Source organism: Paenibacillus sp. tmac-D7, from assembly GCF_006519665.1.
Classification (GTDB): domain Bacteria; phylum Bacillota; class Bacilli; order Paenibacillales; family NBRC-103111; genus Paenibacillus_G; species Paenibacillus_G validus.
Map to the genome: position 1 here is coordinate 1 of NZ_VIDW01000001.1, position 20,392 is coordinate 20,392.

A 20,392-nucleotide genomic window follows, 5' to 3' on the forward strand; every position below is an offset into this window, starting at 1 on the left:
ATAGTAAAATAATTCGAATATTGTTTTCTTACAATTTCTGCAGATCTTATTGCATGAATCTTCCTAATATATTCTTGCATTGCTTCAGTCTCATTACCACAGAATTTCTCTAGTAATGCTTCAAAAACTATGTCTGAGTATGGATAGGTATTACTTTTGATTTGTATTTTTTCAGCATCAGTAACAGCCATCCCTATATCATGAAGTAATGCTGAATAAATAAGTATGGTTATATCCAGTTCATCATGTTCTTCAATATTAGGAATCAAGCTAAACATATTCTCCATAACTCGGATCGAATGATTAATATCATGCATTGTGTACTTAGGGAACGTTTTTGGAATCTCATTATTCAATACAAATTCTACATTCCTAGCAAGCTCGTAAATATTGGTAAGGAATTCACTTTTCCTACTTTCTAAAAATTTCACTAATCTAGGGGGATCAAGTTCTATTTTACTTTTAAAATTTTCTACAGCTGAATACATACCGAGCTATTCCCTCACTTTAGAATTTTATTTTCTGAGAACACTGCCACACTCATTGATGATTCAAACTGAATATTCAATTACAGAATTAAACATAACAACTATATGCAACAGTCAAACAACCGAGGCATTATCATATTTCCACTATAATAAAATAACAAAATTCGCCAAAAGAGTATATCATTTTTCAGGAAAAAAGAACTAAAAACGACACCTTGTTAGGTGCCGCTGTAAGTTTATTAAATATCCTTTTCAATTATCTCAACTGACTGGATAATTACATTTTCAGTAGGTTGACTAGATTCACCCGTCAGGTTGCTCCTACTAACTGGAGTCTCAGCAATCTTTAATACCGTATCCATCCCACTGGTTACTTTTCCGAAAATGGTATAGTTGGGCATTTGGTTTAGCATCAGGCTGTCTTCATCCTTTGTCATCATTATAGAATCCTGATAATTCAGTAAGCTTGCCTCTGGCCCAAGAGTTTTGTTGACGTTTAGTAAGCCATGATGCTTGTGCAAGTGGGTATTCTGCTTCATGTATAAATCCCAAGTAAAACTGGCCGTTTCTGTACTTCTTTTTATTTAAATATTTTTGTGTCTCCTTGATATCTTTATTAAATGGGTCAATGTTGGTGGCATATCCTTTAAACTTTAATTCAATAATTGCGAGAACGTCTTCAATGTTGTTACTAAGTTGTTCATACTCATCACTTTTTGTTCTAACTATAGCAATATCCGAACGCGTGGGAAAAACTCTTGTCTTCATTATTGTTCTATTGTTTACTTTCGTATAGCTCTTGAATTTTATTTTTCAATTCTTCATTGTAAATATAATAATGCCCGCCCGTGCTATTGGGAGTAAACCCAAGCTTTAGTTCCTTGTTTTCAAACAAAGAAACCCCATATAGAAAACCGCTTCTATCTTCTTGATTGGGGTCGGGAACGAATTTAAAATTACGAACCTGACCAATCCAATCTTGTATCTGATTCTTGTCTGTATACGTTTTGAGATGACCCGTTTCCCCACTGCGAATCTCGATATAATCAACTTTCTGAATATCGCCAGGGTATAGCTCATACAGTTTTTTCGTGGTTAATTGAGGTTCTGGTACAGTTTTACTGCACCCAGCAATAAAAGGGAGAATAACGAATAGTAGAACAAAAGATGTTATTATTGGTTTCATGAAATCGCCTCCATTTGTTGAAACCGTTTGTTAGAATTAGTTACAGCGTTCAAGCTAGACAAGACAGCATATTTTCCTTGTTTGCCTTCGTGTTTTCATATTCTTTGCTATCTAAATAACGATACCAAGCAAAATAGTGTTGCAAATATGGGGTTGCAACGCCGTTAAACCGGTTTCTCCAACACTTTAATCGACTACGATAGCTAGTCCAGCTGCTTTAAAGCAATAATAAGGTCATCTCTTGTCTTTGGCGTAAGTGCTGAATGCTCTCCCGATGTCTAACCTCTTCGAACGGGTTTATACCCACATATTACAGAATATGAGTTTGCATGATGTGAATATCAGCATGAAGCATTAACCAATTTTTTTATATACATTTCATTCCATCTGTAGGATTCTGAACTACGGTGAAGGGATGGAATCCATTCGCTTCAAAGGAGACATTTGAGTGCGAAGGATGACTGACGCCGAACTAATCGATGCATACAAAATAGCTATTGAACATGAGTTAGACCGGGATTTTGTACAAATGCTCGAGGAGGAGATTGATCGCAGGAGGATTAATATTCAGTCTGTGCTTCAGAAACAAGATGAGTAGGATTCGCCGCCATTACTGAGTAACTTTTTAACTAAAATATGAAGGGCGGATGGGTTCTACGCCCTTCACTGGTGGGGGCAATATGCCCCGCCTTATTTAGTAAATAGGATAAAGTTACTTTTTGCCGGTCCCAACCAGGATAACATCCCAAAAAGGATGCGTTTTACTCCAGGAGCCACCCAAGTACGGGTCCGTCGCCATAAGCGTTTTCCCGTCAGTGTTTTCATTTCTTCGATAGCAATGCTAGCCATTCCGGACATGTTTCGGCTTTTCCCAAATATGACCAAGCCTTCATGCATATACATAAAAGATAAAGACAGACGGGAGGTGGGAAGTATGTCGATCAGAAAAGCACTTTTATCGCTTTCTGTTGGCTTGTTCTTAGCTGTCTTCGTCATAGGTCTTTTGCCTTTCTTAGTTATTATTAGTTGGGCGGAGACTTTAGGAAGTACCGAACTCTACACGTCGCCGCTATTCTTCTTAAAATTTTTATACAAGGACAGCTGTAAGAAGCAATCGCAGCACAGAGAAGAGGGGCATTAAGATGGCCTCTTCTCCCCTTTAGAGGGAGAAACATCATTTTCAGACCTGTCCGCCACCATGGATGGCAATTCTCCTCGAAATATTTGCCGTCGAACACAACATCAAGATATCCGTTGTCACTGCCGCCTGCAATCGTTCCGGGATTCCCGTCCACCCTAAAATCTCATTCCTTTGGAAAGCGAAAGAGATTCCCCTTTTCTCCCTATTCAGTTAGTGCTCGAGGTTGCCGATATTCTTAATGGGAACGATGTTATTAAGGAGTTGAATCACCATGTTCGAAGCCGGCTTGACTCAAGAAGAACTAAACCTGCTTCTCTCAAGAAAGAGTGCCCATGAATCTCCATTTATACCTAGATCGAAAAGAAAACGTAAGAAGCAAGGATTTATTGAATTCATCCTCAAAAAGCTTTTGATTATTTAAATTATAGACCCCGCAGTGAATCCATTTGTGTAGACATTTAGGAATAGGGTGGCTTCCGGCATCTATGATCGGGATTTCATAGGGGATCAATCCGATGCTGCACTTCACAAGTGAAAGTCGCCAATAGCTTCGTCTATAATGTCTTGGTTGGTCCCCATGTATCGCATGGTGATGCTCGGCACGCTGTAGCTAAGTATCTGCTGCAGCAGGTCACCGATCCGCAGCCCACGTTAACGCCCATCACCAGCAGAAACCAGTCGCGCTCCGACCGTTTTCTGAAAACTGACCTCATCTGCTCCAACTTCTCCATGCTTCTAATCGGCTGTACAACCTTCCAGCACTTTTCTTATAAACGAAAACCAAACAAGCTGACGTCTGTAGGGTACAGAGGCCAGCTTGCAGCTGCGAATCCTATGTTTATCGAGGACTATATTCGCCTGATCCAGTTTATCACGCACTTCCAGTAAACACATACGCGTTGCCGTATTTTTTCCTGACTTGAGTGCATTCATCCCTGTTCTAGTCATTCTACATCATCATGATTCAATATTGATTCGATTTAAAATGTCGGGAATTTCTTCGAACGAATGAATCCACAATACATTAAGCCCTAAATCATTCGCATCCTGCTCTTCCAATAAAAAAGCCAGTCTATCTATGATCTCAGTATCCCCGCGATAAGTTGTAGGTACCTTCTTAATAATATAATGATTGATTTTCTTCTCTGAATTTTTCCTGGAGGACACATCCAGCAAGCGCCTTAAATTAGGATCCGTTAAACTTAAACCAATCAATAGACACGTGTTCTGGTTTAACTTATTGAGCTGAATAAGATTGGACCAGCTGAAAGGTTCGATAAATTGACTATGATAGGAATCCTCACTAAACACAATATTGGAATCCTTTGGAATAGGGCTTGATCTTGGCAAGTAACCATGCACATGATAAATGGGGATTTCATCGGAATTGTGTTTTAAACCTTCACAATAAATCGGTTTATTTTTTATATTATTGTTAGTAAGATGCTCTTCAATGAGCGAGTCAAAATTAAAGGTTATAATGGAATCAAGCGGTTTGCGATCCCGTTGGGGCCGTGCCAGATTTGCTATGGATTCGATCGTATCGTTAATCCTAATATCGGAGGAGTACAGGGCATTGCGCACTTTTGCCTGGAAGTCATCGCCCAGATTATTTTTCAGGTACTTGCCGATGATTAGACTGGAATATCTGCTGTTAATGTCATCGATATTGCTGAAATCGATTGAAATATCATGATTATTCGATATTCGGGTCATCATGGATTCCAATAGTTTATTTAATAGCACATTCCAAGCCGGAATCCCCGCACTTATGGAAATACCGGCTCCGCAAATCAAGGTGAGCCTTCCGTCCGACAACGATTTGGCAATGACTTTAATATCTTTATCGTGCGAAACTGTAAAAGTGTTCGATGCCGCTGCTGTAAATCCATCTTCGACTCTATCGAACAAGCTTTCGATTAACTCTTTAAGTCCATCTTCAAAGTTAGACGATAAATCTAAATACTTGATTTCCGAAAGATAACTGGGCACGCTGCTTTTGTCAATGAGGACCGGTATGATCCTTCTGCTGCCCCTTGATATATCTGCCAGCGCCATTGCCGAAAATTCTTTTAACACCCCTCTGGAGTTCAGAGAATTTTTACTGATGACGACGATGATGGCATCCGCGTTATCAATGCCCTCTTTAATTTTTTCAAAAATATTGTCACCCAGTTCGATTCTCCAGGAATCCAGCCAAATGTGGTGACCCGCTGTTTCTAATTCGCGTACAATTCGATTGGTTATATCTTTATCCTCATGGCTGTAACTAATAAAGACTTTCATCTGTGCACCTCTTCGAAAGATGGCCTGTCACCATACACAAACGTTCCTGCACCATTGGAAACAACCCTATAGTTCAATCATATAAAAAATAACAAATATCACCATAAAAGTATATCGTTTTTTTGTAATGGCCATTGTCCTGCCAGGCTTGGTCATCTCATCTCATATCTCCGGAACATACGTTCCCCATCGCGCCGCAAAATAAAAAGGACTCCTCTCGGAGTCCCTTGACGGTGATGGAATGGGTACACTGCCTTGAACCTTCTGAACCTCGGGTCAAACCTTGATCACACCATGCAGTTGTACACTACATTAATGTGTCTTTGGCACATCCCCTCGCTCCTATTTGGTTTCAATAACAACTTCCCTGGTATTGCTCGTTAGATCGCCCAACGAAAACCACACCTCTCTTGTCACCGTCCTTATGTAGGATGTCCCGTGACAAAGAAATTATTGTATCTCTACGTTCAAAAAAATTACCGGCGGATGGATGCGATTTCTTCATAATGGGTCAGCTTAATTTCTCCATCTACCAGCAAGGCAAACTTTTCGCGCAATTCCCGTATATGCGGAGTGTTGTCATGGAAATCCCAGGCCGCTTGATCTTTATACTTTTCGTAGAATGTAAATTGGCCCGGATCGTCTTTGGCCCGGAGCAGGGTATACGCCAACGCCCCTTCCTCGTTTTGCACCTGTGACACCATATGAATCAGCGCTTCTTCAAGTTCCTTTTCTTTTCCAGGCTTTGCTTTTAACGTAGCTGTAAATGCGATCACGGGTTCATCCTCCTGATGTAACGATTCTGTTTACCAAGTGCGGGGATCGCCTGCACTCTCCTGAGTATAGCCGATCCACCCGCTTCATGCATGCGTTCATTCTGCACAAATTTGAACAAGCTCCGGCTTCCGCAGCATCCCGCCGCGCGTCCGGTTCCGGTATTTCACCCGAGCTCTTATCTTCGGCTCCAAATAGACAAAGCTGGGGCCTTCACGGGCTTGGAGTTTCCGGGACAGGCTCATAAACGTTTCTCGATGCTCAGCCGTCACCCCAAGCTCGAGCATGCCTGAAGGACGCAGCCTGCCGTTCTCTTCCAGATGAATCAGCCAACCCGATCCATCTTTACGATACCCTGCAAGGTACACATCCGCAAACTGGTAGTTAATAATTTGCTGCCAATCATGGGATTGCCTGGACACGTATTTACTGTTTTTCCGCTTTCCGACAATCCCCTCCATTCGGTTCGCCACGACATATTCCCATAGATCCTCACCGCGGCCATCGATATGCGGCACGATCGATATATTCGGATTCGACTCAAGAACAGACTCCAGAATCGAGCGTCGCTTCATTAGCGGCAGCTGCCGCAAATCCCGACCCTTATGGAACAAAATGTCCCAAACTATATAATTCACCGGCTGCTGTTTCGAGTACGCATCGATTTTGTTTTTCTTTTTCAGCCGGAATCGTTCCATCACAAGCTCAACATCTATCGCTTCTGTCTCCGGATCGGTGCAGCAGACTTCGCCGTCCAGCACGAAATCGCCGGCCATTGGCGGCAGGTGCAGCTCGGGAAATTGCCTCGTGCATTCATTCCCCTGCATCGTCCATAATCTGGTTTCATCGGATTGCCTCGACATGATCACCCTATGACCATCAAGTTTCGGTTCAAAAATCCATCCGTCGTCTGAGAATGGCTCCGGACGTGATTCAAGCAGCATCGGCGCTATGAACATAAGAATCACCCGCAATCATTGTACCACGGGGATTATGCACGAATAATCAGGGAATCACTGGGGTTTCAGTTGGATTGCAATTGCTCAAGATCAGCGGTCACTTTCTCAATCATCTGCACAAACGAAGATAACTCCTCGGAACTGGCCGCCTGGGTCCGCGCTTGGATGGACGTTTGGTGGGACTCATGCTCAACCTCTCGCAGTAAACGTGAAATCACTTCAAGCTTCTCCTGAATTTGCTCAAGCGCCTCCTTCGACCTTGAAGCTAATTTACGAACTTCATTGGCTACAACCTCAAAGCCGCGCCCCTGATCACCGGCGCGCGCCGCTTCAATGGCCGCGTTGAGACCAAGTAAATGAGTTTGATCCGATATTTCTTTGATCAGGGAACCCATATTTTCAATATGCGTCACTTCTTGAGTAAGCGATTGCACCATATGATAGGATTTATCCTGAGATTCCGAGGAACGAATAGCGGAATCTGCAACCGATTGGCTGCTGCTGCTGAGTTCCACCATCATCGAAGCAAGTTCCTGGACGGCGGAACTAATCCCGTGCAAGAGACGGCCCCGTTCATCAGCGAGCGTTTGGACTTTCTTCTTCTCTTCGAATTCATAAGCTTCCAAAACTAATTGAGAATCGAGATTAAACATTTTGGTAAGCGCTTGGATGACCGATAACCATGCGTCAGGCATCGTCCGTTTGAAATGATGGGTTGCCAAGTCCAAATACAGCAAATACGTTCCTAAATACCACTGCGTCGTTAAACCGATTCGAGAATGAACCTGACCTATAAAAATCCTTTTTTCAATAAATTCATTGTCAATGGTACCGGTCGCAAGCGAAAGAAAATACCACCTTTGCGTCTCCTTCAATCGTTCAACCGTGCTGTGAGCCTCAATAATCCGTTTCAGTTCTGATCGCTGCATGATCCGTTCATACAGTTCATCAACCAGTGTGTCCACGACTTCTTTAAATATAGGTTCTTTACTTTGCAAAAGCGTTAAATCTTCGCCGGTAATGCCGATGTAATCAAGCTGTTGTTTTCGTGCTTCCGATAAGTTTAGCATGGGTACGCTCCTCTGCATCATGAAGTCAAATCTGCTTACTCTACTTTTATTTCATTATAAGAAGAAACGAATCTATAATATCCGGATCAAAGAACGATCCACGGTGGTCCAGCAGGAATTCCAATGTTCTCTCCTCTCCCCAAATTTCCTTGTAAGGCCTTCGTGAAGTTAAAGCGTCATAAACATCCACCACACTGACAATACGAGCTTCTAATGGGATGTCAGCGCCTTTCAATCGATGAGGATAACCAGATCCGTCCCATTTCTCGTGATGGTGCAGGATAATGTTTCTGGCTACATCGAATTCATCTTTAAAAAACTCATCGTCCAGCTCTGCATTTATTTTTTCGAGAATATCTACACCAATGAGCGGATGCATTTCAATAATTAAACGTTCATAGCTTGTTAACTGCCCCGGCTTATATAAAATACCTTCGGGTACCCCGGATTTCCCAATATCGTGCATAATGCTGGAGTGACTTACACTGCGGACATATTCATCCTTCAGCTTAAGATTCAAGCGCTCATTATGAGTCGTTATTAACCGCTCCGTTAGCTGCTGGACTCTTGTTAGATGTTCCTCGATCGCGGGGTCTCTGATTTCACAGGAAATAGCCAGCACTTTCAGAAGCGCGGCTTGAAAGGAGCTTCTTCGTTCTTCCGCTATGTAGATGCCTTCTCGCAAATCTTCCAGTTCCCTGAACAGTCCGACGTAGAACCACTCCCCTTCGATAAGAAAAGGAGTAATCGAAATGGAAGAATGCCAAAGTTCGCCGCTCTTCTTTTTATTGATAAAAATGCCTGCCCAGCTCTCTTTTTTATGCAACGCCTCATACATGCTTCTATAGGTCGCTTCTGTGGTAAATTTCGTTTTTAGAATGCTTGCTCTGGCACCTATGATGGTCTCGCGTTTGTACCCGGTAATTTCCTCGTATGTCTGGTTCACATCAAGAATACGATGGTCGGCATCGGTAATAATGACGGCATCGGATAACGAGAGGAACATACGTAAGTTCTGATTCAAGGCCATTCCCCTTATTCTTTATGCAAAATAAATGTAACCAAAGTTACAATAGCACGTCTTTCGCACAAATGTCCAGGCCTGTTTACGGCCAACAAAGAACACACGTTCGATTATCCATGCATTAAAAAAGGACTCCTCTCGGAGTCCCTGACGGTGATGGAATGGGTACACTGCCTTGAACCTTCTGAACCTCGGGTCAAACCTTGATCACACCATGCAGTTTAGCACTACATTAACGTGTCTGCGGCACATCCCCTCGCTCCTAATTGGTTTCAATAACAACTTCCCTGGTATTGCTCGTTAGATCGCCCAACGGAACCACACCTCTCTTGTCACCGTCCTTAGTTAGGATATCCGATCGAAGCAATCTTATACCGAAGATTATCAATATTTGATTTCGATTCATGTTCACATCTCGTCCATGGCGTTCCCTGCGGCCTGTTGTTATAATGAAGAGTGAGTTTTAAACGATAAATGTCATTCGAGGTGTAACGATGCTCACAACCGCTCTAGGACGTTTGCGCTTGATCGGTGCGATCGAGGGCCTTTCCTTCCTCATTCTGCTCGGAATCGCCATGCCACTGAAGTATGCCTTCGAGATGCCGCAAGCCGTTACGACAGTCGGGCAACTCCACGGCCTCTTCTTCGTGCTGTACCTGCTGGCCATTGCCAACGCTGCCTTCGTGCATCGCTGGTCCATGGGGAAAATAGGGCTTGCGATTATTGCCGCCTTCGTGCCGTTCGGGCCATTCCTGTTCGACCTGAGGCTGAGAAAAGAGCAGCGGCCAACTATCCCGCAGTAGCGGAACAAGGATCTTCATTCCGGCTCATATCCGGGCTTTACGGCCTGATAGCCTGGAACGAGGATGCCTTAGTTCCGCTTTTCTCTTATCTAGGATACAAACGGTGTATAAAAGCGCTTGACTCGATACATTACGTATCTTATAGTTACATAATGGAGCAGCTCTTGTTCCTTTCAGAAAACTATCGGCAATGTAAAAGGTCACAGCTGACGTTATACGGTTTGTATCGTATTTATAGAAAGGGGATTTGCATGTTTCATTTGCTGGAATTGAACATTGCCGAACACCGTCTCGTTATGGAAGTGCCTTCGGACACGTTATATACGTGGGCGGCGCGTACATTTTGCGCGGTTCCGGCAACCAGCTATACCTTCGCCTCCCCGATCGACCTCATCCTGAGCGCGAACGTAGGGTACGGTCAATCCTTCGACGGGCGGCCAGCGCAAATTTCCTGCACTGCGGCATTCATACAATATTGGCGAAGCGACTTCCTGATCGTCGTCTCACGCGACTATTCGGAAGCAACGATCGAGGCGTATGATCTTTTGGCTTTAAATCAGGCTCTCCTGACGTTGTACAGCGCGCTCATTACATACCGGGAGTGGGGACTCCTCGTACGGGCGACTTGTTGGATCGAAGACGGTCGTGTCCTCATGTCCGCCGATACGTCCTCCCCACGGCCATTCATGACGAACGAAAAGCCGTTTGCCCACACCCTGTTATCGGATGAAGCTGCGCTGATTAAAGTGTCCGGCGATCATCTCCGGGCGTTCAATTCGCCTTTCCGCAGCGGTTCGTTGCGAAATCCGCTTGAAATCCATCTGAATGGCGAGCTAGACGAGTGTCTGCTGAACCGCCCTACGCTCCATTCTCGCCGAATTCGGCTCAGCGAAACCGAAGCCGTCAGCCGACTGCGGCATTTACTGGCCTTTCAAGCACTCGACACGCATGAATCGGCCAAAACCGCCGCGATGTGCCGCGCAGCAGTTCGCGCGGTTCCTTTCTACGAGCTTCAGGCCCCAGTTCCCGATGCCTTCCTGAGCCAGGCTCATGAACACGTCTACGCAGAAATGGTTTAAGCGGACCAGCCTTTTCGGCTCTCCCCTTTTCTGGTAAGATCATACCAGAGAAGAAAGGGTGGGAACGATGAGAACCGAAAATCAAGTGAAACGCAAGCTCAACGAGCTTCTGATGCAGAAGAAAACGTTGGAGTCCCGGCTGGAAAACGAAGCCGCGGGCGCGGACAACCATCCGCTGCGGCAGCAAATCGACCGGCTCGACGAACAAATCATGCTGCTTGAATGGGTATTGAACGAACCGGTCGGCAGCTATCACGCCTAATGAAAACGGAACGAAAGTCATCGACCTTCGTTCCGTTTTTGTTTGGTATGGCAAGCCCTAGCGCTAAGAGCCCTGCGCGATTGCCGTCTTCCGCGCCTGTGTACGGCGCTCCTCGCGCTGCTCTTCCGTCAAGCGCGGGCACGTATAGCAGCAAAAGCCGCCTTCGGTTCGATAATACAAGCAACAGGCGTTTTTCATACGGATACGCTTGTCCGGATCTTTCAAGTCTTCCATCCAGCGAATTTTGACGTCGAGCGGATTTTTGGCACGGCCAAACACCTCGCCGTTCAATTCCTGTCTTAAGCGGTTGTAGTCTTCAGCAATCCGCTCACGCAGCTCATGCTCTTCCGCCTCCGCCAATAGATCGTCCATCAAGTAATTCAGCTTCGTCGGGAATTGACCCCATAATTGGCCGACTTCGATTCCCGCGGCCTCCGAAGCGGCCTCCAGCAGCGGACGAAACGTCGTGCCGTAGAGCTCCGTCAGCGTTCGGCGCAGCCACGCGGTTCTTTCCGCTTCCCCGGCGGGAGCCGGCTGCGCCGCCTCGCGAACGAGCTTAAACGAGATAGCCGTATAGCTCTCCTTGACGTGCAGCTGCACAACGAAGTTTGAGAGCGACAGGTCTAACGCCTGATTGTGAAACGACAGCGCATACTGCTGTGCAAACGCCGCATAACCAAGCCATCCGCTGAAATAAGCGGCGGACGCAGCCGGTTCAAGCGCGTGGATACGCGTCCCGTAAAGCTCCAGAAACTGCTGCATATTAGGCCGCTCCAGCAATTCGGCGGCAGGAATCGAACAAATCAAGTGCTCCGGGTCTTCTCGACGAATATGATATTTTTGTTCCAATGTCAGAAAGTCCATCAGGATGCAGCGCCTTCTTTCGCGGATCGATAAAGGAAAGTTAACCTCGTTATAGGCTGATAACGATTTTCATTTTCAATTATAACCGAAGACGCTTTCTTTTACCACGTTCAATTTGACTAGTTGTCGCTGCGCCTTTCGTCGTCACGATCCGACAACTCTATAATGTCCTTGGCGCTCGGCAAATCACTCTCGTCAAATTCCTCTTTGGATTGCTCCGCCTGCCGCAGCAGCTCCTCCCGCCTCGATAAGTCCGGCTCCGGGGCTCCCCCTTACAGCAGCTTCAATTGGTTCTCGTAGACGACGATTAATAACGTGACGATGAGGGACAAATCCATCAGCACAACCCCGATCAGACTGGTAAACAGGAGCAACATCAAATTGACGGCAACGACCGCGACAAAGATGAAAATCCCTCCCATGCACAACCCCTCCCGCTCCTTGCTACCGATCGCAGCTGCGAACGGTTCGTTATGCCGATGCAACGATCTTAAGTTCTTCAGACGGTTCAATCCGGCAAACGAGTCCAGCCGTATTCCAGGACCGTCCTTCTTTCAACTTCGTTGTCATATTCTGAAGACCGGTCCCGGGACCGCCCGAGATCGGCACATCTTCTTGCGGGGCATGCTGGGCAACGCGCCTGCCGGCAGCAGGCGCTTCGTTTCGTTCCTGTCTTGCGCGCGGTTATTCCTTCCTGGCAGCGCTAAGCTTCGTACAGCTCGAGCGGCAGTCCGTCGGGATCCGCGAAGAATGTGAACCGTTTGCCCGACGTCTCGTCAACCCGGATCGGTTCGACCTGTACGCCTTGAGCGGTCAGGCGGGCGGCCGCCGCCTCCACGTCGTCCACCTCGAAAGCCAAGTGCCGCAGCCCCCGGGCCTCCGGATAGCTCGAGCGCACCGGCGCTTCGGGGAACGAGAACAGCTCGATTTGGTAGATGCCGCCGACCCTCAGATCCAGCTTATAGGAGTTCCGTTCGGCGCGATACGTTTCGTTAAGTACCGTAAGTCCGAGGATGTTTACGTAAAAGTGCTTCGATTTTTCATAGTCCGAGCAAATGATGGCGGCATGATGAATGCGTTTAATAGGAATCATCGCGTCCGCTCCTTAGTAACTGATCAGCGAGGCCATCAGCAAACCGGAGGCGAGGCTCAAGCAGAACGAGAAGATGCCGACGGAGACGTTTCCCCTGGGAATTTCGGCCAACACCGTAAATGGCGTCAACAATTCGAACAAGTAAAAGATAAGGATCTGGAAGGCGATGCCGATCAATCCCCATACGATCAAATCGACAAGCCCCAGGGAATGATACACCGCGGAAGCGAGCACCAGCACTTGACCGATCAGCTTGCCGCCGAGATCGTAGGCCGCCGCTTTGCCTGCCGCCGCCTTGACCGGATCGGTGACATCCCCGGCATCGCGAATTAACCGGAACTCATTGTAAGGCGTGACGAGGTTGAAAAACAATAGCCCTAACCCGACAAGCGGCACCGTAACCCCCAAATACATGAAAAAATTAACGACGCTTTCGAATTGCTCCACCTTCGATTCTCCTCCCGCAAATTAGCTTTCAGTGCCCTCTTCCTCCAAAGCGCACGGCAAATAATAGGATAAATTGCTCGTGATGGTTCCGCCGACGCGCGCGATGACCGCCGAACCTTTGCCATCGATCAGGAAACAGCCCCACAGGAGACGACCGTCGAACGGGCCGTTCGCCGTCTCTACCCGGATCGGCGGCAGCTCGGTGAATTGCTGGTACACCATCGGTTGATCGGCGTACTCCTGTTCGCCGCTCGATTCCCGGGCGGCGCCGCTGCCGTCATAGATCGTGACGCTGCTGCCCTCCCGCCCGAGTATGGGTTTCGCCACATACGGCGTTCCCGGCTCGAAGCAAGGCTCCAAGTAAGTCGGCAGCATGTACCGCCTGATCGTGTCGTGCTCCTCTTTGGTATAAAACTCGTCCGCTTCGTGCAGGTTCCAGATGAGCGCCTGCAGCGCTTTCGTCTGCGCGGCAAAGCCCGACGGCGGATTGACGATTGCCAACCGGCGGTCCGCAATCAGCCGCAGCACATGCTCGCCGGTCGGGTAACCGTCCGTGTCGCGGTCTTCGGCCAGCTTCTCAAGCGCGTGCAGCCGGTATAACACGTCAACCGGCTGCAGCGGCGGCTCAGCGAAGGCGGTCGAGCCGGCCGGCGGCAGGCCGGGCGCCCATAGGCGTTCGCCCTTCACCCGCAGGTCGGCCAGCGGCACGAACGCAGCGCCGGTAACGCCAGACTGCTGCAGCAGGTAGCGCGTCGTACCCGCATCCTCCTCGTGCCAGCCGAGCGCGCTGAACACAAAGCGCTCCGTCGGGTAACCGGCCTCCCGGTACAGCCGCAGCATCCGCTCGAACGCTTCGCCCAGCGCCTCGCTGCAGCCCGCGTTCGGGTCCTCCGCGCCGTAGGCTGCGCAGATGCGCCCGTTCGCGTGAAAAGCCTCGACGATGCCCGTCGGCGTATCGCTGTTGAACTCCAGCATCTTAAGGCCGTCCGGCGTCAGCGCAAAATCGAACCGGCCGATCATCGTCGGCACCGTGTCATCAAAGCGAAGCCGAAGCGCGCCGAACGACGCCTCCGGCAGCCCGAGCTCCGTCCATAAAGCGGGCTCGCCCTGCTGTACGATCTGCACGGTGCGCGCATACACGCGCCCGAGCGCCTCCGCAGCGCGGCGCATCTCCTCAAGCCGGCTCCGGCGGATACGGCACAGCCCGGCCAGCGCATACTCTTGGCCGTACAACCAATCCCAAGTGAACACGCCTTCCCGGCGCAGCGGCTCATACAGCGCTTCTCGACGCTCGGCATAGGTGAGATCTGCAACCCTCCGGCTTTCCTTGGTCATGGTCCATCTCCTCCGTTTCGATTGTACCCGAGCCGTCACGTCAAGAGCCGGAGCTCCCGCTGCTGCCGATACCGCCCTTGCTGATCCCGGATGTCGCACCGCTCGTGCCGCTTTTCACCTTACCGCTGGAGCCGCCGTAGTAGCCCGACGAATGTCCCCCGCTTCCGTCATCGCAATAGCCGTCTTGATTTCGATCTGTGCAGCTGCCGTTACTTGAACAGCCGGCCGCACCGCCGATCACGAGCGCCGAAGCGACGAACAGCGAAACGACTTTGCGCGTTCTGCTTTTCGTTAGACCCATCGTTCGTTTCACCCCTCCCCTTGCGGCTGACCGCGATTACATAGCCCGGGAGCCGGGCAAGCCAAACTCCGCCCCCTCTCCCTCCGGGCTATTGCAATTCATTTACGTCGAAGTCGAAATGGCGTAATATACATACGTTTCGCGGTCTTCATCGATTTCCGAAGACGTGCGCTGCCACTCCCGACCTTCCGCATATAAATAATTCGCTTGCACATGCAGCATTGCTTCCAGCGTATCGGCGAAGCGGTAAGTCTCGACCAGCCGGTAGTCGGCTGTGCCTTCGCTGTACTCCCGCAGCTCCATGTAGATGCCGCGCGGGCCGTTCACATCCGGCCGGCGCCATGGCATCGTTCGTTCCTCTTCAGCTTCTTTCACATAAATGACGTAACCGTCCGACTCGACGGCGCATGACGTTTTTTCATACACCCGTCCGCTTTTGACGAAATAATCGCAAGCGAACCGAAGCGCCGCCTCGTCTCTCCCGATCTGCTCGTAGTAATAAAGGACCGGGAACGTCTCGCCGCCTTCCGTATATAACCGATATTCCAATCGCGCCAAGTAAACCGCTCCTTTCCGTCATCGACCGCGCGGAGGCATCAAGGCGTCGTCCGCGCTTCGGGCAGCCTGCGGGCTGCATCCGCCCTTATCCGGCATCCGTACCATTCATACGTGCAACCGCGCCTAAAGATTCGTTTCGTAACAACGGCCGCATTACCCATTACCATTTCGCTTAGACGCACTTTCGGGCTCCAAAGTTGCGCCTTCGGATAAAATCAGGTACATTTCCCAGGCGCGTACACCGGCAGCGCGACAAGCTCACATGTCGGGCAATAAAAGGAAATGTATGGATGATGTCGAATATATAGCTGTTTCCATCTTTTATAGCGAATGATGAGGGGTATGAATATGTCGAATAAAGACTTCTTTATTAGCTACAACAAGAACGACGTGCAGTGGGCGGAATGGATCGCTTGGGTGTTGGAAGCAAAAGGTTATCAAACCGTCATCCAGGCTTGGGATTTCAGACCGGGAAATAATTTTATTCTAAAAATGCAGGAAGCTGCCAGTCAATGCCAAAGAACCATCGCCGTGTTGTCGCAAGATTATTTGAATTCAGCATTTACGCAGCCGGAATGGGCAAGTGCATTTGTTCATGATCCGACTGGTAATCAGTCTACCCTGCTGACTGTGCGCGTTAAACCATGCGAACTGGAAGGTCTGTTAAAACCGCTCATCTACATCGACCTGCTCGACAAACCGGCCGGTGAAGCGGAAGAAGCGCTGCTTCAAGGCGTGCAGCTAGGGCGGGCAAAGCCAAATCAAGCACCCGTTTTTCCGGGAGCAGCGGCAAAGACTGTTCCGTTCCCGGGTAATCGTGTAAACCCCTAGCAGGCTCATCGGGACAATCAGACACACACTTGATGGGCCCACAAACCGTGTCTGCCAGACGTTCACACTGGAATATTCCGCACCACCTGAAAAACAAAAACTTCGTAGGCAGAGATACGTTTATAGCCGATCTGAACCACCATGTTCATACAGCGGTATCTAACCGCATTTTTGCTATTCACGGTATGGCCGGGATTGGCAAGACCCAGATTGTGTACGAATACATCCGTACATTCAAAGATCAATACGACCTGATCTACTGGATGAGCGCAGAAGATGAAACGCTGGCGCTGAAAGATTTTATCGGGCTCGGAGAAAAGCTGAAATTACCCATAGACCCGGATCAGGAGCAACGCAGCAATCTGGAACTGGTCAAAAACTGGCTTGGCGCGAACGAACGGTGGCTGTTAGTTTTTGATAATATGGATGATCCTAAGCTTCTTCAAACTTTTTTACCGGACGAGGTCCGGGGTAACATTCTGCTCACGAGCAGAAACCCGAACTGGATGCATGCTGCCGAACCGATTGAACTGGGCCTCCTGGATCCTGACTATTCAGCGTTGTATCTCCAGCAGCGATCCGGCGTTTCAGACCCTGCTGCCGCCCTTCAGTTGGCCAATCTTCTGGGCAATCTTCCACTAGCGCTGGAACAAGCAGGGGCCTACATTGAAGCCACCCGCTGTTCACTTGCAGATTATATCGAGGAATACAATAAATATAAGTCAAAGCTGCTCCAGCTTTTCCAACCGTACAATTACAATTTTACGGTAGTTAAGGTCACGGAACTAGCGCTGGAGCGAATACGCGATAGTAAGCCGGATGCGCTATGTCTGCTTAACGCGATGAGCTTCCTTCATCCTGAGGATATCCCCAAGGACTTGTTTGTCCAGGACGATACAGATTTGGAGCTCGAACACTACCCCATTAGGGATTCATTAACGCTTAACTCTTATATTTATGAATTACGGCGTTTTTCTATCATTCATGCGGATCAGGCTTCGCTATCCATGCACCGGCTGATCCAAGAGATTGTACGCGCGGGATTGCCGGAATCCCAGCAACGGGAGACGCTGCGTCTGGTGCTGCGGCTATTGGAAAAATCGACCTCCAAATGCAACGAAACGGAACTGGAGATCACCGCTAGCGGCGAACGGCTTGTTCCCCATCTGGTACGCGCTACCGAACATGCGCTGCAAATGGATCAATTTACGGATCAAGCCATTGATTTAATGACTTTTTTAGGACAGTATTTCACGCTAACCTCCAACTACGAAAAAGCGATCCATGTTTATGAAGAAACGATCGATTGGGTCAAAAAGTCTTTAGGCGAACAATATGAAGGCTTGATCGACCCCTACAGCGGGCTGGCTTTTACCTATTACCGCATGGCACAATACGCAAAATCGGAGTCTTTGTATCAACAAGCGCTACAATTGATTTCGAGAAGTAAGGCAAGCAACGAGTACGCCACCTACAATCATTACGGCTTGCTGTTGTTGAAAACGAATCGGTTTCCCGAAGCGAGAACATTTTTTATTCAAGCACTGCGGGGGTCAAGGAAAAAATTTGGAAAAAAATCATTGCAAACCGTCAATATTAATGGCAACTATGCCGAGCTGCTTTTAAGACTGGATCAAAACGAACGAGGGTTAGAAATTCTTAACCAAAACATAAAGTTGTTACAGGATTTGTACAGCGACAAGCATCCTTCCATAGCGACCTGCCACATTCTCCTCGGTCAAGCCTACAGCAATCTTCACCGATTCAATGAGCAGGAGCAGCATTGCCGTTTAGCCCTCGGGATGGATGAAGAGTTGTTTGGCCGCGAGCATCCCAAAGTGGCAACCGATTGCAATAACCTCGGACTGGCGCTCATTAATCAGGAGCAATATGACGAAGCGCTCGCTTATTTTAAACGCTGTTACCGGATCGACCGTCAATACCTGGACATGGATCACCCGAAAATAGCGGTTCGCCTTTGCAACGTAGGTCTCGCTTATAATCATAAAGGGAAGCATCGACTTGCCATCAAATTTTACAGAAAATCGCTTGCCATCAATCAAAAAGCATTCCCGGACGGTTCATTGGAAGCAGCAACGCAGCTCGTTAATATTGGAACGGCTTATCAAAGTTTAGGAAAAACGACCGAAGCCATTGAATATTTGGAACAAGGACTGGCTATGGAGAAAAAATTTTATAAATCCGATCATAGCGAGTTAGCGAAGAGTTATCTCAATTTGGGATTCTCGTATTGCATGACGCGTCTTCCGTTCTATTTGGATAAGGCGGTTACGTATTTCAACAAGGCACTTCGGATCTATGAAAAAAAACTGGCACCCGGCCATCCGTTAATTAAACAAGCTGTTGAATGCTTGTTGGTTGCCTACGAACTCCAAAAAGATTTCTTGAATTTCACTTCAACCCTTACCAAATACAGGAGCATTCTAAACTAGTACATTGGTGAAGATGAATAAGGCTCGGCGCCAATGCGCGCCGAGCCTTCCTCATTACTTCAAAACCCGCTGCGGATCGTGCCCTTGCCCGCATCGGCCAACGCTTCGCCGTTCGCGGAGCCGCCGTTGCCGAATACGGCGTTTGCTTCGCAGCGCTGCGTGGCAAGGCGGATGCCGGCCTCCGTGCAGCGAAACACCGTATTGCCGGTGATGACGTTATCCCGGCAAACGGAACCGCCCTTCTCGCCGGACGTGTCCAGCTCGATGCCGACCTTCGTCCGCCTTACGTCGTTGCCGCTCACCGTGTTGGCGTCGCTGTTCAGCAGCGCGATGCCTTTCGGCGAATCTACGATGCGGTTGCCGGCGATCAGATTGCTCTTCGGGCGTTCCGCCTCCGCCGCCCCGTCGCCTTCCAGCCAAATGCCGGCCGCGGACGCGCCGGCGATTCTATTGTCGGCAATTACGTTATCCGTGCAGTAATGGCGCAGCACAATTCCATGCCTGCAGCTCTTCTCCCCGGCGGCCAGACCGGTTGACGTCACCGTATTTCCTTCGATCCGCAAGTGGGAGCACGCCTTGAGCGGTGACGTAACGGTAATTAGCGATTCCTTGCAAGCTTCAGCCGTATTGCCTGCGATCGTGGAATGCGAGCAGCCGCCCGATACGTAAATGCAGGGCTTGTCCAGCTGTTGAAACCGGTTGTCGACAAGGCCGAGCTTCTCGCCCGCCTCAGCAACGATTCCGTAACCTTCGTACAAGCTTTCCGATGAGTACAGCCGGATGAACGAACAGCCGACCACCGTCGTTTCGCGGCAGCCGGTTAGCCAGACGCCGTTGGCAACCGCCTGGAACGCGCAGTCGCGGACGATAGCCTGCTCGCATTCCGTCAGCGCGATCGCCTTCTCCGTTTGCAAGTCGTTGCGGCCTGTCAGCGATCCCGAGCCTTCAAAGCCGAGCCGTTCCACCGACGAGTGCTTCAGTTTCGCGCCCTGCACCATCACCATCGACGAACGGTTCGACTTGATGACCGAAGAAACGGGCCCGTCTCCGATCAACCGGACATTCGAATACAGAAACAAAGGCGCATCGATGATATATCGTCCTGGAGGAACGTACACCGTGCCGCCGAACCGGGAAGACCCGGCCGCATTGATTGCCGCCTGGATGGCCGGCGCATCATTCTCGAAGACGAGCCCGCCGCCTTTGGCGCCGTAATCCTTAACGTTCAACCAAGGGCCCGCCGCCGAGGGAAGCGGAGCTGCCGCCGAAGCGGTCCGCTCGAAGCTTGCGCTCCCTCCCAACATAAGTCCCGCCGCGCCCGTACCGATCGCCGCCAGCAGCTTGCGCCGCGACCACGTCTGTTGCTTTGAAGAAGAGTCCGATGGCATACCGATGTACCTCCCGTAAATCTACATAATCTAGCAATCTATGAAAATTA

At 49.0% G+C, this 20,392-nt stretch carries 26 protein-coding genes and 1 pseudogene; 9 read left to right on the plus strand and 18 right to left on the minus strand.

What is annotated here, in order from left to right:
- From FKP33_RS00005 to FKP33_RS28015, 5 genes and pseudogenes are all read right to left on the minus strand, one after another.
- On the minus strand, positions 1-488 hold a 488-nt coding region (locus tag FKP33_RS00005; protein ID WP_141333690.1), incomplete at its 3' end, for an HD domain-containing protein.
- Positions 489-727: 239 nt separating this feature from the next.
- Complete coding sequence (locus tag FKP33_RS00010; protein ID WP_141333691.1) at positions 728-1,027, minus strand: peptidylprolyl isomerase; 300 nt, start codon at positions 1,025-1,027, stop codon at positions 728-730.
- Positions 912-1,256: a hypothetical protein gene (locus tag FKP33_RS26880; protein ID WP_181410019.1), complete on the minus strand. Its 345-nt coding sequence runs from the start codon at positions 1,254-1,256 to the stop codon at positions 912-914. Before FKP33_RS26880 ends, FKP33_RS00010 begins: the two co-directional genes overlap by 116 nt.
- Before the next feature lie 7 nt (positions 1,257-1,263).
- Positions 1,264-1,674, minus strand: a complete 411-nt coding sequence (locus FKP33_RS00015; RefSeq protein ID WP_141333692.1) for a hypothetical protein — start codon at positions 1,672-1,674, stop codon at positions 1,264-1,266.
- A 66-nt stretch (positions 1,675-1,740) separates the two neighbouring features.
- A pseudogene (locus FKP33_RS28015) lies at positions 1,741-1,879 on the minus strand (IS1595 family transposase); the annotation flags it as partial.
- Positions 1,880-2,131: 252 nt separating this feature from the next.
- Here FKP33_RS28015 and sda point away from each other — a divergent pair.
- The 4 genes from sda to FKP33_RS00030 all read left to right on the plus strand — a co-directional run bounded on the left by sda (position 2,132) and on the right by FKP33_RS00030 (position 3,703).
- On the plus strand, positions 2,132-2,272 hold the full coding sequence (gene sda, locus FKP33_RS28020; RefSeq protein ID WP_127608448.1) for a sporulation histidine kinase inhibitor Sda: 141 nt from the start codon (positions 2,132-2,134) through the stop codon (positions 2,270-2,272).
- 336 nt (positions 2,273-2,608) lie between these two features.
- Complete coding sequence (locus tag FKP33_RS00025) at positions 2,609-2,815, plus strand: hypothetical protein (RefSeq protein WP_141333693.1); 207 nt, start codon at positions 2,609-2,611, stop codon at positions 2,813-2,815.
- A 271-nt stretch (positions 2,816-3,086) separates the two neighbouring features.
- Positions 3,087-3,236, plus strand: a complete 150-nt coding sequence (locus FKP33_RS26885; RefSeq protein WP_155615679.1) for a hypothetical protein — start codon at positions 3,087-3,089, stop codon at positions 3,234-3,236.
- Positions 3,237-3,346: 110 nt separating this feature from the next.
- Complete coding sequence (locus tag FKP33_RS00030; protein ID WP_127608450.1) at positions 3,347-3,703, plus strand: hypothetical protein; 357 nt, start codon at positions 3,347-3,349, stop codon at positions 3,701-3,703.
- Positions 3,704-3,772: 69 nt separating this feature from the next.
- On the opposite strand, the gene FKP33_RS00035 is transcribed toward FKP33_RS00030, so the two are convergent.
- The 5 genes from FKP33_RS00035 to FKP33_RS00055 form a co-directional block, all read right to left on the minus strand.
- Entirely contained in the window at positions 3,773-5,101 is a 1,329-nt protein-coding gene (locus FKP33_RS00035) for a TIR domain-containing protein (RefSeq protein WP_141333694.1), read from the minus strand.
- Positions 5,102-5,577: 476 nt separating this feature from the next.
- Positions 5,578-5,877 carry a putative quinol monooxygenase gene (locus tag FKP33_RS00040; protein ID WP_054798249.1) on the minus strand — a complete coding sequence of 100 codons (300 nt, stop codon included), beginning with the start codon at positions 5,875-5,877 and terminating at the stop codon, positions 5,578-5,580.
- A 96-nt stretch (positions 5,878-5,973) separates the two neighbouring features.
- Entirely contained in the window at positions 5,974-6,834 is an 861-nt protein-coding gene (locus FKP33_RS00045) for an ATP-dependent DNA ligase (protein ID WP_141333695.1), read from the minus strand.
- Positions 6,835-6,899: 65 nt separating this feature from the next.
- Positions 6,900-7,904, minus strand: coding sequence for a globin-coupled sensor protein (locus FKP33_RS27940; RefSeq protein ID WP_141333696.1), 1,005 nt, complete (start codon positions 7,902-7,904; stop codon positions 6,900-6,902).
- 46 nt (positions 7,905-7,950) lie between these two features.
- Complete coding sequence (locus tag FKP33_RS00055; RefSeq protein WP_258313346.1) at positions 7,951-8,928, minus strand: HD domain-containing phosphohydrolase; 978 nt, start codon at positions 8,926-8,928, stop codon at positions 7,951-7,953.
- Between the two features lie 494 nt (positions 8,929-9,422).
- Here FKP33_RS00055 and FKP33_RS00060 point away from each other — a divergent pair, with 494 nt between their 5' ends.
- From FKP33_RS00060 to FKP33_RS00070, 3 genes are all read left to right on the plus strand, one after another.
- Positions 9,423-9,731: a DUF3817 domain-containing protein gene (locus tag FKP33_RS00060; RefSeq protein ID WP_054798253.1), complete on the plus strand. Its 309-nt coding sequence runs from the start codon at positions 9,423-9,425 to the stop codon at positions 9,729-9,731.
- Positions 9,732-9,982: 251 nt separating this feature from the next.
- Positions 9,983-10,810, plus strand: coding sequence for a hypothetical protein (locus FKP33_RS00065; protein WP_127608455.1), 828 nt, complete (start codon positions 9,983-9,985; stop codon positions 10,808-10,810).
- A gap of 67 nt (positions 10,811-10,877) precedes the next feature.
- On the plus strand, positions 10,878-11,072 hold the full coding sequence (locus tag FKP33_RS00070; RefSeq protein WP_054798255.1) for a hypothetical protein: 195 nt from the start codon (positions 10,878-10,880) through the stop codon (positions 11,070-11,072).
- A 63-nt stretch (positions 11,073-11,135) separates the two neighbouring features.
- Here the strand turns inward: FKP33_RS00070 and FKP33_RS00075 are convergent, their stop codons facing one another.
- The 7 genes from FKP33_RS00075 to FKP33_RS00100 all read right to left on the minus strand — a co-directional run bounded on the left by FKP33_RS00075 (position 11,136) and on the right by FKP33_RS00100 (position 15,670).
- On the minus strand, positions 11,136-11,936 hold the full coding sequence (locus FKP33_RS00075; RefSeq protein ID WP_127608456.1) for an IucA/IucC family C-terminal-domain containing protein: 801 nt from the start codon (positions 11,934-11,936) through the stop codon (positions 11,136-11,138).
- A gap of 272 nt (positions 11,937-12,208) precedes the next feature.
- Entirely contained in the window at positions 12,209-12,358 is a 150-nt protein-coding gene (locus FKP33_RS26890) for a hypothetical protein (RefSeq protein ID WP_164751862.1), read from the minus strand.
- Positions 12,359-12,639: 281 nt separating this feature from the next.
- Positions 12,640-13,029: an SMU1112c/YaeR family gloxylase I-like metalloprotein gene (gene gloA2 / locus FKP33_RS00080; RefSeq protein WP_141333698.1), complete on the minus strand. Its 390-nt coding sequence runs from the start codon at positions 13,027-13,029 to the stop codon at positions 12,640-12,642.
- Between the two features lie 12 nt (positions 13,030-13,041).
- On the minus strand, positions 13,042-13,476 hold the full coding sequence (locus FKP33_RS00085; protein ID WP_141333699.1) for a DUF350 domain-containing protein: 435 nt from the start codon (positions 13,474-13,476) through the stop codon (positions 13,042-13,044).
- A 21-nt stretch (positions 13,477-13,497) separates the two neighbouring features.
- Entirely contained in the window at positions 13,498-14,811 is a 1,314-nt protein-coding gene (locus FKP33_RS00090; RefSeq protein WP_141333700.1) for a glutathionylspermidine synthase family protein, read from the minus strand.
- A 40-nt stretch (positions 14,812-14,851) separates the two neighbouring features.
- Positions 14,852-15,112, minus strand: a complete 261-nt coding sequence (locus FKP33_RS00095) for a hypothetical protein (protein WP_141333701.1) — start codon at positions 15,110-15,112, stop codon at positions 14,852-14,854.
- A gap of 102 nt (positions 15,113-15,214) precedes the next feature.
- A complete protein-coding gene (locus FKP33_RS00100) occupies positions 15,215-15,670 on the minus strand; it encodes a hypothetical protein (RefSeq protein ID WP_127608459.1) in 456 nt (151 codons plus the stop codon).
- Positions 15,671-16,018: 348 nt separating this feature from the next.
- Here FKP33_RS00100 and FKP33_RS00105 point away from each other — a divergent pair, with 348 nt between their 5' ends.
- Entirely contained in the window at positions 16,019-16,501 is a 483-nt protein-coding gene (locus FKP33_RS00105) for a toll/interleukin-1 receptor domain-containing protein (RefSeq protein ID WP_181410012.1), read from the plus strand.
- Between the two features lie 47 nt (positions 16,502-16,548).
- Positions 16,549-18,954 carry an FxSxx-COOH system tetratricopeptide repeat protein gene (fxsT, locus tag FKP33_RS00110; RefSeq protein ID WP_164751863.1) on the plus strand — a complete coding sequence of 802 codons (2,406 nt, stop codon included), beginning with the start codon at positions 16,549-16,551 and terminating at the stop codon, positions 18,952-18,954.
- Positions 18,955-19,013: 59 nt separating this feature from the next.
- Here the strand turns inward: fxsT and FKP33_RS00115 are convergent, their stop codons facing one another.
- Positions 19,014-20,342 (minus strand): right-handed parallel beta-helix repeat-containing protein, encoded by a 1,329-nt coding sequence (locus FKP33_RS00115; RefSeq protein ID WP_127608462.1) that lies wholly within the window; start codon positions 20,340-20,342, stop codon positions 19,014-19,016.
- Positions 20,343-20,392: the final 50 nt, after the last annotated feature.

Coding starts and splice junctions, on each gene's coding strand:
- FKP33_RS00010 (WP_141333691.1), bottom strand. CDS start 1,027: ATGAAGCAGAATACCCACTTGCACAAGCATCATGGCTTACTAAACGTC.
- FKP33_RS26880 (WP_181410019.1), bottom strand. CDS start 1,256: ATGAAGACAAGAGTTTTTCCCACGCGTTCGGATATTGCTATAGTTAGA.
- FKP33_RS00015 (WP_141333692.1), bottom strand. CDS start 1,674: ATGAAACCAATAATAACATCTTTTGTTCTACTATTCGTTATTCTCCCT.
- sda (WP_127608448.1), top strand. CDS start 2,132: ATGACTGACGCCGAACTAATCGATGCATACAAAATAGCTATTGAACAT.
- FKP33_RS00025 (WP_141333693.1), top strand. CDS start 2,609: ATGTCGATCAGAAAAGCACTTTTATCGCTTTCTGTTGGCTTGTTCTTA.
- FKP33_RS26885 (WP_155615679.1), top strand. CDS start 3,087: ATGTTCGAAGCCGGCTTGACTCAAGAAGAACTAAACCTGCTTCTCTCA.
- FKP33_RS00035 (WP_141333694.1), bottom strand. CDS start 5,101: ATGAAAGTCTTTATTAGTTACAGCCATGAGGATAAAGATATAACCAAT.
- FKP33_RS00045 (WP_141333695.1), bottom strand. CDS start 6,834: ATGTTCATAGCGCCGATGCTGCTTGAATCACGTCCGGAGCCATTCTCA.
- FKP33_RS27940 (WP_141333696.1), bottom strand. CDS start 7,904: ATGCTAAACTTATCGGAAGCACGAAAACAACAGCTTGATTACATCGGC.
- FKP33_RS00060 (WP_054798253.1), top strand. CDS start 9,423: ATGCTCACAACCGCTCTAGGACGTTTGCGCTTGATCGGTGCGATCGAG.
- FKP33_RS00065 (WP_127608455.1), top strand. CDS start 9,983: ATGTTTCATTTGCTGGAATTGAACATTGCCGAACACCGTCTCGTTATG.
- FKP33_RS00070 (WP_054798255.1), top strand. CDS start 10,878: ATGAGAACCGAAAATCAAGTGAAACGCAAGCTCAACGAGCTTCTGATG.
- FKP33_RS00075 (WP_127608456.1), bottom strand. CDS start 11,936: ATGGACTTTCTGACATTGGAACAAAAATATCATATTCGTCGAGAAGAC.
- FKP33_RS26890 (WP_164751862.1), bottom strand. CDS start 12,358: ATGGGAGGGATTTTCATCTTTGTCGCGGTCGTTGCCGTCAATTTGATG.
- gloA2 (WP_141333698.1), bottom strand. CDS start 13,029: ATGATTCCTATTAAACGCATTCATCATGCCGCCATCATTTGCTCGGAC.
- FKP33_RS00090 (WP_141333700.1), bottom strand. CDS start 14,811: ATGACCAAGGAAAGCCGGAGGGTTGCAGATCTCACCTATGCCGAGCGT.
- FKP33_RS00095 (WP_141333701.1), bottom strand. CDS start 15,112: ATGGGTCTAACGAAAAGCAGAACGCGCAAAGTCGTTTCGCTGTTCGTC.
- FKP33_RS00105 (WP_181410012.1), top strand. CDS start 16,019: ATGTCGAATAAAGACTTCTTTATTAGCTACAACAAGAACGACGTGCAG.
- FKP33_RS00115 (WP_127608462.1), bottom strand. CDS start 20,342: ATGCCATCGGACTCTTCTTCAAAGCAACAGACGTGGTCGCGGCGCAAG.